Genomic DNA, 13,084 nt, shown 5'->3' on the forward strand with positions numbered 1-13,084 from the left:
GCGGTCAGCTGAACAGGCCGTTGGCCAGCACGGAATCGTCCGGCGACGTCTGTGCTTCCGGTGATGGTTGTGCGAGGTCGGGTGCGTCCGTGGGCAGGGCGGCGACGCCCAGCGCGGCGAGTTCCTGCAGCATGTCGCGGGCGGCCTGGTCGCGGATCTGCAGCCGGTACTTGACGTGGGTGACGTAGGTGCCGGCGTTCTCGTCGCTGACCTTGCTGGCGAAGCCGTGGCTTTCCAGATGCGTGAACGCCCTTTTCACCAGGGCTCGAGTGGACGCCTGCGGTGCTCTGCCCGTCTGCGTCTTGGTGTTGCCCGTGGCGTTGCGGCGCAGGTAGGCCCGCCACAGTCCCTCCAACCCCAGCTGATCGGCGGGCGGATCGATGTCCTCGCCGGTGTGGGCAAGACGGCGTTCGATGGCCGAGGCCCGGACGCGGACCTCGTCATCGACCTCCCGGACCGAGATCCGCCCGACATGCTCGTCGTTGTCGAGGTCTTCGGGACGGGGGAAGACCATGGCCGCAATCGTCAACTGGGCCAGCAGATACAGGGGGCGATCGGCGGTCTGCGGGACGAGTTCGGAGATGGAGACCGCGAAGTCGGTCTCGGATGTCGTGCCCAGGACCAGCCCGGTCTGCGGATGGACTTCCAGCACCGTCAGATCGAAGCCCTGGGCGACCTTCCGCACCACTTGCGCGAAGTCCGGCTCGGTGTCGAAGCGTTGGACGAGGCGGGCGTACTCGCCGGAGCGAGCGGGCGCCTTGCGGCGGGCCATCGCGAAGCCGACCATCCGGGCAGCGTCGGCAGCATCTTCGTGGCGGTTCATGCACTCTCCTGAGCAAGCGGACGGGCGTCAGGGCCTGGCGGGCGGCGCGGTGCGGGAAACACCGGCAGCGGCGTGTTCGTCTCCGCCGTCGTGGCGGTGCCCGCGGTGCGGACCAGAAGGAAGTCGCTGCCGCCGAATCGTTGGTCATTCAGGACCGTGCCGTCGTCGACGGCCACCACGGCGGCTTCGCCGTCGGCGAGTTCGCGCACGGGAATGAGCCGGAACAACTGCTGGACGCGGAGCTTCAGCAGCTCATCGGCTCCGGCATCCGGGCCGGTTCCGGGTCCGGGCTGACGTGTGGACTCCAGCAGGGCCGAGAGCCGTACGCCCCGGTCCGTGACGGCTGCCAGCAGAGCGTCCACCGCATGGTGCTGCTCGTCGCCGAAGGCGGAGGTGGTGTCGATCTGTGTCCAGTCGTGCTCGTCCTGGACGGCTACCAGCTCCCCGCCGGCCTCCTCGGCAACCTGGGTGAGCCCCTCCAGGTAGTCAGGCAGATACATCACACGGGGGCGTACCGGCCCCATGACCGCGCGGGTGAATGCCTCCAAAGGGCCCAGGCATGCATCGAGGGAGAGTTCCAGTACCGGTTGAAGGAGCTGCTCATGCAGGTGGACGCGGGTGTGAATCGCCGGAGCGACGAATACCTGGCGGTCTTGTTGCCGCCGGAATTCCGGACCGACTTCCATCAGCATCCTGATCAGCTGCGCATGACGCTTCCAGCACTCGTGGATGAGTTCTGCGAGGTCTTGCAGCTGTCTGCGCTTGCGGTCATCGGCGGTGGCTTCCAGCAACTGGTTGACCCGCTCTTTTTGCATCGTCTCGGCCTCGGAGCGGCTGCGAACGTGCTCCAGCGCCTCATCGACGGTGTCTTTGACTTCCGTGTCCCAGTCCACCGCCCGCACATTGCGCTTCATCGATTCGATGCGCCCGTGGATGTCTTTGGCGTACCGGATGCTGTGGATCTGTGCGTTCTGCGCGGCCTGCCACGCCTCGCTGATCCGTGAACGCCTCAGCAGCGCCTCCAGTTTGGCTTCAGCGGCGATCTGTTCCGAGGCGATGTCGACATCGATCGCATGCACCAGCACGGTGATCGCCGCGTCGGTGGCGATCAGCGCGGCCTGACCCACATGATCAGGGACTTCCTTGAGGATCTGGAAGGACGCTGTGCGCGTCTCGAATCCCTCGTCGGTCATGTGCCCGACGTCGTGGTGGAAGGCACGGTCGCGTTCTTCGGTGTTGATCAGCCGCTCGGTCACCCAGCGGGCGACCGCCCGGTACTCCTCCCCCGTCCGCTCCGGCAGCTGCAGGGCGGCGAACTCGGCCACGTGTTCCACGACAGCGTCCTGCCGCACGGCCGAGGTCATGTCCGTGCGCAGGGTCACGAAGTCAATGGCGGCCAAGGCCAGCTCGGCCATGCGGTATCGGTCCCACCCGCGTTCCTTCTTGGCCTTGCTGCTGTCCAGGGCCACCAGCGGGGAGCCCACGGCCAGGGCCCGGATCCGCAAGGTGATGCTCTCGTAAACTATCGAAGGCTCTTCGAAGATCACCAGTTCTGTCCCCCAAGTTCATTTCTGGCGCGCTGAGTTCAAGCTAAAACACGGCACTGACAATGGTCGTGGAATTCGAACGCATGGCTTATTTCCTGCGGGGTCATTGGCGGATGTATTGGAGCCCGGGGGCACGCTTCAGGTCGAGTGTGAAGCTGGCGACTCCGTCGGTGCTGTCGGTCAGGGTGAGCGTGTAGCCGTTCCCGGAGTAGGTGTCTGGTCCGGAGCGGGTGAGTGGGTCCCTTGTGCCGCGGCGCCAGAGGCAGCACGGCTCCTACTTCCGCTTCCGTGAGCGCTTCGGCTCCCGCTCAACGATCACGGTCTGAGGCGCGGCAGGCACCTCGTCGACAGACACCGGGTCGAAGTGTCCTGGGGAGCTCCTGTGCATCGCCTCGACGTACACGGCCGCGGGGTCGCGCATGCGGCAGCTGAGGATGTCTTGGAAGTTCATCGCGACCGTCTCTGACGGCCATGAAGCCCAAGTACGCCTCTCTGTGCCTGACGGGCGGAATAGAGCAGGTGCTTAGAAGGCGCCTGCTCTATCCTCGCGTTTCCTGGCCGCCGAGGGGCAGGTATGGGTGGGTTCGAGCGGATTCGCCGACAGCAGACATATTGAGTCCCGTACGGACTGGATTAACTCGGCGAAGGAAGCAAACCTAGAGCGGTCTTGAGAAAGCAGAACCTGCTCTCTGCGCATCAGTCGGGACCGCGAGAGGTGCGTCGCGGGCGCAACATAGCCGACGATCGCCGGTTGGCCAAACCGGCGCTTCTCCAGACCATTGAATGACCAGGGGACGCCGACGCGTCCCGATGTCTCGTGTGAGGAGTCGTGTAGCTTGTCGAAGCTGGCAGTAGGTGAATCGTCCTTGCTCTCTGCGGACCATGTTCGCGCCCTTCTGGAGTGGGTCCAGGAGAACTCTTCGGGGGCTGTTTTCCCTTTCCTCGCCTCTATGGCGGGCACCGCGCTTTCGCCTGGCGAAGCAGCCTCGGTCCGGGTGAAGGACGTGACGCTCCCGGACGGGGAGTTCGGGGAGGTGTTGGTCCGAGCCGGCGAGGGCCGGAGGGTTCCTGTCTCCCCGGACATCGTGGGTGTGCTGAGGCGCTGGATCGACGAGGCGGATTTGGAAGCTGAAGATCTGCTGTTCCCGGCCGAGCGGGGTGGGCCGTTGGCGTCCTCCGAGTACAAGAGGGCGTGGAGGCAGGCTCGCCAAGCGCTGTTGAGCCCGGGCGAGGTGCAGGCGGGCTTGGGGGAGCAGGTCTCCAGCCTGCGTGACTCCTGTCTGGACCGCTGGCTCGGGGCGGGCGTTCCGGCATGGGGTGTCGCCGAGTGGGCTGGCGTGAGTGCGAGCTGGATTGCGCTGCGGTACCCGCACCGCTTCCGGCTGGAAGACGTCGAGATCGACTGGGAGCACCTGGAAGAGATCCTGCGCCTTCCGGACATTCCCGAGCGGTAGTTTCCCCTCTCGCGCTCCGACTCACGATCCGAGCGCGAGACCACCCGCCGAGCACATTTCGAACGTCGGCGGTCCACGCCGCACGCGGCCGTGTCACATGGCTCGCCCCCCAGCGATTTGGTCCCACTGCCCTACAGGGCCGGTTGACCTGCGCCGTGGACTGCCGGCAGCCCGGCTGAATCAATTCACCTGCTTGGTCTTTCCCCCTCTGTTTCCGAGGACTCGCGCATGCCTGCCCGTTTGCTGTCCATTCCCGCTGTCGCCGCCGCCCTGGACGTCGACCGCCGCACCGTCTACCGCTTCATCGCCGCCGGTGACCTCCCCGTCGTCGACCTGCGCACCGGGACGGAACGATCTCGCGTCCGTGTCCCTGCTGCCGGGCTTGAGGAGTTCATCGCCAGGAGATTGGTTGGTTCCCCGCGCCCCCGTCGGTGATCTCTCGCGTTTAGTCCAGCCCTCACCGTTTCCGAATAAAGGAGTAGTACCGCGTACCTGCGCAAATTGAAGTCTGGCAAGTGGCAGGCGACCGTTCGTAACCGGGCCGGAGACCGGTTCAGCGAGTCTTTCCCCCTCAAGGCCCAGGCGCGGGCCTGGGGCATCGAGCTGGAGACCCAGTTCGCCCGCGGAGGCATGCGCGACCCGCGGGCCGGCGAGATCGCGTTCCGGGAGTGGCACGACCGGTGGTGGAACGCCCGCATCGTCGAACCCCACACGCTGCGGGGCGACGCGTCCAGCATCAAGAATCACGTCATGTCCTACTGGGCTGACTGGGAAATGCGGGCCATCACCCGCATGGACGTCCAGAGCTGGATACGCTCCCTGGTCGAGAAGGGCGCAGGCCCTGCCGCGATCAAGCGGGCCTACAACCTGACGTCGTCCATCATGCGCGCGGCGGTCGACGACGATGTGATCGCGGTGAGCCCGTGCCGCAGCATCGATCTGCCGCCCATCGCGGTCAAACCGCCGCAGTGGTTCACGCCCGACCAGGCGCAGAGCATCCTCGACGGACTCGCCTCCGCCTGGCGGACGATGTGCCTGCTCGGCTTCTACACCGGACTGCGCTGGGGGGAGCTCTCCGGCCTACACCGCCACCGCATCGACACACGCCGCTCCCGCCTGTTCGTCGTGGAGGTCAACACCAAGAGCGGCATCAAGGAGTACCCCAAGAGCTCCAAGAGCCGCCGGGAGGTCCCGCTCCCGCCCCACGTCCTGGAGGCCCTCGAAAGCCACATCCACCGGCTCGACCGCGACGCAGTAGTCTTCACGACCATCACCAAGGGCCGCTCCGGACGCCTCCTGGCCGACAGCAACTGGCGCCGGCAGACCTGGTGGCCTGCTGTCGAGGCTGCCTACCATTTCGGCGACGACGGCGAGTTGCAGCTCGTCCCGCACTACCCGCCGCACTCCATGCGCCACACCTGCGCTTCGTGGCTCGTCCAGAGGGGAGTCTCGCTCTACGAAGTCCAGCACCTTCTCGGCCACGAGAGCTTCCAGACCACCCAGCGCTACGCCCACCTACAGCCGGACGCCCACAAGGCCGTGCTGGGAGCCTGGGAACGCATGGAAACCCCGCTTACCATTGGCGCATGAACGTTCCTTCGCCCTGTCCTCCACGGACAGGGCGAAGGCGTTTCCCGGTTGGACCGGGCCGGGTCACGTTCGCGGGCCGGTTGACCGGTCGCCGGGAAGCGTCCAGCGGCCGTCGGCGTCGAACGGCCACGCGTAGGCGTAGGCATCGATCTTCGCCAGCTCACGCAGCACCTCCCGCCCGGCAGGCGGATCCACAGGAGTGCGCAAGGGTCCCTTCAGAGGGTCGAGTTGCACCGCGTACGCCTCAGCCCATTCCAGCCAGTGCGCCTCGTCCGCCGCAACCGGCGCGTCGCCTGCTCGGGCGCGGGCTGCCTGGCAGAAGGCGCGGATATCGTCGGCCTGCCGCCAGGCCCGAATCTGCCCGGTAAGAACCGTCATCCGGTGCTGCTCGATCTGCTGCTCGCGAGCCCGCGCGACGGCCGCGTACCAGCGGCGCCGCTGTTCGGCCTCACGCAGCTCCTCCTCCCGCTCCCGGCGGTCGGCTTCCGCCGCAAGGCGTTCGAGATCCTGCAGTAGATGTCCCAGCCTTGACTCCAATGTCCACCGGGCGCCGTCGCTGTACGAGTACGAGTACGAGTGCTGGTACCAGCTCCCGGAGGGCGCGCCGAGAGCGAGGCGGCCGTTGAACTCTTCGTCGTACTTGGGCAGGCGCGTCCAGGGATTGCGCTCCTGCTGACGGCGCTCCTGCGGGGTCGGCTCGTGCGGGACCTTGGTCGTTCGCTCCGTGAGCACGAGGGGAAAGGCCCGGCACCGGATCACGATCGCGACCGTGTGTACAGCTTCACCGCGTTTCAGGTCGCTCTGGGTCTCGACCGTGTAGCCGCGGCCTTCTGCTTCAGTAAACAGTGCGTGCATGATCCGCAAGGCTCGGTCGGCGCGTGGACGCGACAGGTACAGCGGGATGACTTCCGGCTTGCCCCTGGTGTCGACCACCTTCTGGGATCGGCCGAGAGCCTTGCGCGTCGCACGAACGAGACGATGAGGTTGGTTGAGGGTCTCCGGCACGTCGACGGTCGGCACGGGAGGAGGCTGGGCGGCCTTCTCAACCTCCTCGTCAATCAGCGTGAAGACACAGTCGCCGCGCTGTCGGCCGTTCCACCGCAGCTTGTGCCCTGTGGGCACGTGCCCATGGTGGAGCGCGTCGTAGTACGCCGCCCGCCATCGACCTCGGGTCTGCGCGGCAGGATCGGGAACCGTGATCTTCCCGGAGGCCGACTGCAGGCGGGAGATCAGCTCGGTTCCAGCGGCCGGAGCCAGCGCGGCCTGGGCGGCATCGCCCTTCAGCCTCTCCTTCTCGGCCTGCACCTGTCGCGGATGCTTGCCGTGCTTGAGGTAGTAACGGCCGTCCGCAGTGACTACGGCGACGTGTCCGCTCCCGCGCCAGGTCCGCTTGATCAGGTCCCGTTGTTCCAAGGCCCAGGATGTTTGAGTCCGGGCAGGTGGGATGGGCATCGCACTGGAGGCTGCTGCGATCTCACGGAGCAAGTCGACTTGGGGCTCCGTCAACATGTACTTCACCGCGGCGGCTCCTCGACGGTCCGTGGACGGGAAGGCCAGCCTAGGACCGCTATAGACGTCTTGTGTGCAGTGGTGCTTCGCACGGGTGAATCGGGCTGTCAACAAGCACGGCCGCTACAACGGCGATGTAGGAGGTCGCGGGGGATCCCCCCCCGCTTCGCCAGTACACGGTCGTGACGCTCATTTGACGCTCCGAGCCCCGTACGTCTCCTTGGGCGAGCCCAAAAACGATACCTGACCTGCTGTTTCGTGCACAGCTGTCCAGGCCGACATCCTTCCGATGATCCCTGATGTTGAACACACGAGAGCGGGCCTCGTCAGGGTGCTTCCGGCGAGGCCCGCTGTGCGTGCTCGGGGCGGCTCCGGTTCAGAGTAGGTCGCGTTCCATGAAGGCGTCCGCCTCCTCCCAGTCGATGAAGCGGCAGGATCCGGTGGTCAGGTTGACCGCGACCGGTAGGTTTCCGCCCAGTTGCATGTCCTCGCGTCCGTGGTCGAGGTAGTCGATGTGGTCGTAGGGAGCGATGAGCTGCCCCCCGTCAGTGAAGCAGTACTCGGAGATGATCCGGACAGAGGAGGACGGTCCCCAGGACCGGCTTTCGCCTGCGAGGAACTCCGCGGCTCTGCGCTCGGCCTGTTCCCTGTCAAGCATTTCAGTTGGTCCTCATGAGGTAGTAGTTGCGGTATCTAGTCGCGGCTGGATTGGCCTTGCCTGACTGGAAGTCGAGGAATACCACCTTGCCGTCGATATTGGCGACGTTGAAGTAATGGCCGATCCCCTTCTGCGGCCAGGCCCCCACGATTGCACGCGCTCCCGGGCCCCAGCGCAGCATTTCGCTGACGATGACGTTCAGGCCCCCGACGCTGCGGAACGCGAGACCTGTGGTTGCCGATACCTCAGCCCTGGTCATAGGGCGGTCGGCTCCGGGAACAGAGTTCGGGTTGCGGCCTGCCATGAGATCGTCACCTGCGGTAGCGCACAGCCCGCAGTTCTTCTTGCCGCCCTCCGGATTGATGCGCTGCTTCGAGGACGGGGTCTCGGGCGTGTAGTAAGGAAGCCCGAATCGCGTTGACTCGGGCTCCCCGTGGTAGCGGCCTCCGCCCGGATTGACTGCGGCCCGTCGCCACCCCGTGAGCCCGCCAACCCCCATGACCACGATCTGCTGGGTGAGTTCGTCGGCGGCTTCGGCGTAGAGGTCGGCGAGTGCGTCGCAGCCTTGTTGGCGGAGCATGTACTCGGCGCGGTAGAGGCGGTAGGCGGGGCGGACGGGGAGGTACTTGTCGAGGAAGGCGCCGGCGCCGCCGTTCGCTCCGGTGAAGGCGTTCTGTGCGTCCCCGAGGAACACGAACGGTGACTTGACGACGTCGGCGAAGGCGTCGCCGAAGATGCCCAGCACGTCGCCGATGCCGTCGACGCTGTCGTTCGGGTCATCGGGGGTCAGGCCGCTCCGGTCGGTCAGGAGGGTGGGTACGTTGTCGGCGTAGGCGTACGGGGACACATAGGGGGTTGTGGCGCTGCGGGTTGCCGGGTCGGTGCTGTTGAAGCGGCCGGTGGCGGTGTTGTACTGGCGGGCGTGCAGGTCCAGATTGCCGGTGGTGGTTTCGTACCGCGCGCCGGTGTAGGAGGGGGTGCTTGCGGGTGCGCCTCCGGTGACGGTGCCCAGGACGCGGGTGCCGTAGGGGTCGTAGGCCCATCGCTGGTGGAGGGTGCCGGTGCTGTTGGTGACGTCGAGCGGGGAACCCTGGGTGTCGTGGTGGTAGTAGAACACCGCGCCCGTGCCGGTTTTCGTGGCGGCGGGCTGGCCGAGGGGGTCGTAGCGGTAGGACTGTTTGATGGCCCAGGCGCTGTCGTACTCGGTGGCGAGGATCGGCAGGGGTGCGTTGGGGTCCCACTGGGTGCGGCTGGTGACCGCGCCGTCCTTGAGCGTGGCGACCTGGTTGCCGCTGGCGTCGTGGTCGTAAGTGTAGGTGGCGCCCGCGACGGTGGCGGCGGATATCTGTCCGGCCAGGTCGTAGGTGAACGTGTTGGCGCCCGCCTTGGTCTGGTTGCCTTCCGCGTCGTATTCGTAAGCGGTGCTGGTGGCTCCGGCCGTGGTGGAGGTGAGCTGGTCGGCGTCGTCGTAGGCGTAGCTGGTGGACGTGGCGCCGAGGGTGGAGGTCAGGCGGTTGCCGGCCTTGTCGTAGGTGTAGGACGTGGTGCGGGTGGCGGCGCAGCCGGTGATCCAGGGCTGGGGGTAGCAGCCGGAGGTGAGGCGGCCGGCGGTGTCGTAGGTCTGGTCGTAGCCGCCGGTGCCGACTCCGGCGCGGGTGACGTCGACGCGGGTGGGCAGGCCGGCCGCCGAGAGGGTCAGGGCGGTCTTGGTGACCGTCGTGCCCGCTTTGGCGGAGGTGACGGCGGTGACGCGTCCGGCCCGGTCGTAAGTGCGTTCCTCGGTCTCCGTGTTGGGCAGCGCCGTCGTGATGAGGTTGCCCGCCGGGTCCGAGGTGTAGGTGGTGGTGGCGCCGTCGGCCGTCATCGTGGCGGTGCGGCCGTCGTTGTCGTAGGTGTAGCCGATGGTGTTGCCATCGGAGTACTTACGGGTGAGCATCTGCCCGGCGGCGTCGTAGGTGTAGGCGAAGCCGCGGGTCTTGGTGAGGTTGCCGACCGTGTTGTAGACGAAGTCCTCGGAGATCTTCGAGTTGGCGCGGGCGACCATGCGTCCGGCGTCGTCGTATCCGAAGGTGACATCGGGCGTGGTGTCGGAGTAGTCGAGATTGGTGAGCAGGCCGCGGGCGTCGAACGTCCGGGTGGTGGTGCCCCGGGGCGTCGTCTCTTTGACCGGGTTGCTGTCGGCGTCGTAGGCGTAGGTCGTCGCCCGGTTCAGCGGGTCGGTAACCGACGTCAGGCGGTGCTTCGCGTCGTAACCGTAGGTGGTGACATGGTTGTTGGCGTCGGTGCGACCGGTGACGTTGCCGACCGTGTCGTAGCCGTAGGTGGTGGCCGCGTCGCCGGGAGCGGTGACGGTGGTCAGCTGGTCGAGCTTGTTATAGCCGTAGGTGGTGGTGCGCTGGTCGGCGTCCGTGCTCCGGGTGACGTTGCCGACGGCGTCGTACTCGGTACGGGTTACGTTGCCGAGCGGGTCGGTGACGGTGGTCGGGTTGCCCGACGGGTCGTAGCCGTAGGTGGTGGTGTACTGGGCCGGGGAGGCGCCAGTGGCATTGCCGCGCGGGTCGACGGCCGTGGCCTGGCGGCCGTCGTCGTCGTAGGTCCAGGTGCCCTTGTTACCCAGGGGCGAGGTGCTGCTGAGCAGGTGCCCGTCGGCGTCGTAGGTGTAGGTGGTGGTCTTGCTCAATTGGTTGGTGCTGCTGGTCAGCCGGTTGTTCTTGTCATAGACGGAGAGGGCCGTCTTGCCCGCGGCGTCGGTGACCTTGGTGACGTTGTCGTTGGCGTCGTACGTGTACGTAGTGGTGTGGCCCAGCGGGTCGGTGTTCACCAGCGGCCGGTTGATCGCGTCGTAGGTCGTGGTGGTGAACGCGCCGGTGGGACCTGTGACCTTGGTGCGGTTGCCGGCGGCGTCGTAGGCGTAGCTCGTGGTGTACGCAGCCGGGTCGGCGCCGGCGACGTTGCCGCGCGGTGACACGCTGGTGAGCAGACGGCCCACCTTGTCGTAGGTGTAGGTGGTCTTGTTGCCGGCGGCGTCCGTCTCGGAGGCGAGGTGCCCGGCGGCACTGTAGGTGCGGGTGACGAACTTGCCTGCGGCGTCCGTCGTCCTGGTCAGGTGCCCGGCATCGTCGTAGGCGTAGGCGGTGGTGTTGCCCTCGGGGTTCTTCGCGGAGAGAAGCTGCTCCGCACCGTTGTACGTGTAGGTCGTGGTACGGCCCAGCGGGTCGGTGGCCGAGCTGAGCAGCCCTCGCCCGTCGTAGGTGTACGTCGTCGTGTAGGCGGCAGGGTCGGCGCCGGTGACGTTGCCGCGCGGGTCCGTCTTGGTCAGGATCCGCCCGGCCGCGTCGTAGGTGAACGTCGCCTTCTCACCCAGCGGCGTGGTCACCGACGTCCGGTTCCCTGCTGTGTCGTAGCCGTAGGTGGTGACCTTGCCCCGCGGCGTCTTCACCGTCTGGATGGCGCCGAGCGCCGTGTACGTGTAGACGGCGGCGCCGCTGAGAGGGTCCGTGGTCGTCGTCAGCTGGTTCGACGTGTTGTACGCGTAGGTGGTCTTGTTGCCACGGCCGTCGGTGTGGCTGGTGATGTTGCCCGAAGTGTCGTACGTCCAGCTCTCCGTGTAGCCGAGTCCCGACGGTGAACTGCGAGTGAGCATCCGGCCGGCGCTGTCGTACGTCATCGACGTGGTGTTGCCGCGCTGGTCGGTGATGCCCACGGGACGCAGATAGCGGTCGTAGTCGTAGGTGATGCTCTCGCCGTACGGGTCGATGGTCGACATGAGGACATTGCCGGAGTACACGTCGGTCCACACGCCGCCGTCGGGCGCCGTGGTGTGCGACTCGCGGCTGCCGTCCCAGGTGAAGGTCGTCGTCTTGGCGTTCTGGTCGGTCTGGGAAGTGATCCGGCCACTCGTGTCGTAGACGTTGCTGACCTTGCCACCCGCGGGGTCGGTGTAGGACGACAGCCGCTTGTTCGCGTCGTACCCGTACGACGAGACCCTCTCCGCGGGGTCGGTCACCGAAGTCAGCAGACCGTCGGTGTAGCCGTAGGACACCGATGTCGTTTCCGGCAGGGCCACCTTGGTCAGCAGTCCGTCGGTACCGACCGTGAAAGTGGTCGTGCGGCCGGCGGCGTCCTTGACGGAGGCGAGCCTGCCGGACGCGTACGTCAGGCTCAGTCCTTTGCCGACCTCGTCGACGACGGAGGTGAGCTGACCGGTACTGGTGAAGGTCCGTTTGGTGTGGTCGGGCGAGGTAAGGGTGTAATCACTGGTGCCCTTGGCCAGCTTGGCCGCCGACCCGGCCGGAGCCGTGTACGTTCCGTCGCTGTTCTGCGTGAACACGAACGACGCCCCGTCGTCCGCCTGGTAGGTCACTTTCCCCGTCGCGACCGTGAGTTTTGAGTCGAACGGTGTCGCCCAGCCGCGCCCCAGCAGGCCCGCCGTGGCCGAGTCGGAACGGTACGTGCGCTCCAGGGCCAGAGGCACACCGGGGCTTACCAGAGAGGCGTCGGTGAGCTGTTCGAAGAACATGCCGGTCGCCGTGTTGACCGGGTCCGCACGGTGAGCCTGCGCGTAGCAGGTGCAGATGCCCGCCTGCGCTCCGGGGATGTCAGGCGTGTAGAAGGCTTCCACAAGGGGGGAGGTGGTTCCGCCCGGACTCGAAGTCCCGTCCGTGCCGGTGAGGAAGATCCAGGCGTAGTACTTCTTACCGTCCTCGAGATGCCCCCCGAGCGTGCTGCCGCTCCACCAGAAACACTGGTCGGCAGGGTAGGCGTTGCTCGGCCACCACCCGTAGCACCAGGCCCCGTTGTCGAGGTAGCGGCCCGAAGGGTCATCGGTGGAGCGCTTGATCTCCTGCTGGAGGACGAAGTTCCCCGCCTCGTCGCGGACATAGAGCCACATCCCGGATACCGAGGACGCAGTCGTACCCGCCGGCAGCTGCAGTTGCCCGCCGATCGACAACATCGCCGGGTAAGCAGTGGCGTACGCGCTGACCCACGTGGGATTCCCTGTTGCCTGTGCGCCGAACGGAGTTGCCGACCTGCTGGCGGCCGGGCCTCGGTCGGCGGGTTCGGTGGGACGGGGGTGCGGTGTTCCGGACGGCTTTTCTGCGCGCGGGTCGATGTAGCTGTGCATGGGTGACAGCTCGTCCCGGTCCCGCTTCACCTGCTGGCGTCTCTCGGCCAGTGTCATGGCCTTGGGCGGCTTCGGGAGGTTCGAAGCGGTTCTCGCTGCGGCCGTCCGTATGGCAGCCGATGGGGGTATGGAGGTCTGTTGGCCTCCGGGGGATGCCCAGGAGGGGATGACCCCTGCGACGGCCAGGAGGGCCAGAGCCAGGAGTGTTGTGAGGAGTCTTCGCGCTTGTGTGCGCACAGTGCATCACCCGTGAGTAAGTCGTGAACAGAGTCGGGGTGATGCTTGATCCAAAAGCGGATCGAACTAACGGACGGCGGCGGATGGGGCTGGATCCAGACGTGTCGCGCCGAACGGCGCCGTGAGTGTCCCCTGGTCGCG

Annotated in this window: 8 protein-coding genes; 3 read left to right on the forward strand and 5 right to left on the reverse strand. The window is 66.7% G+C overall.

Annotation, left to right across the window (positions count from 1 at the left end; translation table 11 throughout):
* Window positions 1–4: 4 nt before the first annotated feature.
* Entirely contained in the window at window positions 5–823 is an 819-nt protein-coding gene (locus OG507_RS30675) for a hypothetical protein (RefSeq protein ID WP_327370355.1), read from the reverse strand.
* Entirely contained in the window at window positions 820–2,370 is a 1,551-nt protein-coding gene (locus tag OG507_RS30680) for a hypothetical protein (protein ID WP_327370356.1), read from the reverse strand. The genes OG507_RS30675 and OG507_RS30680 overlap by 4 nt, the downstream gene beginning before the upstream one ends.
* A gap of 836 nt (window positions 2,371–3,206) precedes the next feature.
* On the opposite strand from OG507_RS30680, the gene OG507_RS30685 reads away from it, so the two are divergent.
* The 3 genes from OG507_RS30685 (at window position 3,207) to OG507_RS30695 (ending at window position 5,414) form a co-directional block, all read left to right on the forward strand.
* Window positions 3,207–3,824: a tyrosine-type recombinase/integrase gene (locus OG507_RS30685; protein ID WP_327370357.1), complete on the forward strand. Its 618-nt coding sequence runs from the start codon at window positions 3,207–3,209 to the stop codon at window positions 3,822–3,824.
* A 228-nt stretch (window positions 3,825–4,052) separates the two neighbouring features.
* Window positions 4,053–4,259, forward strand: coding sequence for a helix-turn-helix domain-containing protein (locus tag OG507_RS30690; protein ID WP_154821627.1), 207 nt, complete (start codon window positions 4,053–4,055; stop codon window positions 4,257–4,259).
* Window positions 4,260–4,325: 66 nt separating this feature from the next.
* Window positions 4,326–5,414, forward strand: coding sequence for a tyrosine-type recombinase/integrase (locus tag OG507_RS30695; protein ID WP_327370358.1), 1,089 nt, complete (start codon window positions 4,326–4,328; stop codon window positions 5,412–5,414).
* A 63-nt stretch (window positions 5,415–5,477) separates the two neighbouring features.
* Here OG507_RS30695 and OG507_RS30700 read toward each other — a convergent pair whose 3' ends face one another.
* The 3 genes from OG507_RS30700 to OG507_RS30710 all read right to left on the reverse strand — a co-directional run bounded on the left by OG507_RS30700 (window position 5,478) and on the right by OG507_RS30710 (window position 12,763).
* On the reverse strand, window positions 5,478–6,923 hold the full coding sequence (locus tag OG507_RS30700; protein WP_327372162.1) for a hypothetical protein: 1,446 nt from the start codon (window positions 6,921–6,923) through the stop codon (window positions 5,478–5,480).
* A 376-nt stretch (window positions 6,924–7,299) separates the two neighbouring features.
* Window positions 7,300–7,581: a hypothetical protein gene (locus OG507_RS30705; protein ID WP_327370359.1), complete on the reverse strand. Its 282-nt coding sequence runs from the start codon at window positions 7,579–7,581 to the stop codon at window positions 7,300–7,302.
* 1 nt (window position 7,582) lies between these two features.
* Window positions 7,583–12,763, reverse strand: a complete 5,181-nt coding sequence (locus OG507_RS30710; protein ID WP_327370360.1) for a DUF6531 domain-containing protein — start codon at window positions 12,761–12,763, stop codon at window positions 7,583–7,585.
* Window positions 12,764–13,084: the final 321 nt, after the last annotated feature.

This window comes from Streptomyces sp. NBC_01217, from assembly GCF_035994185.1.
Classification (GTDB): Bacteria; Actinomycetota; Actinomycetes; order Streptomycetales; family Streptomycetaceae; genus Streptomyces.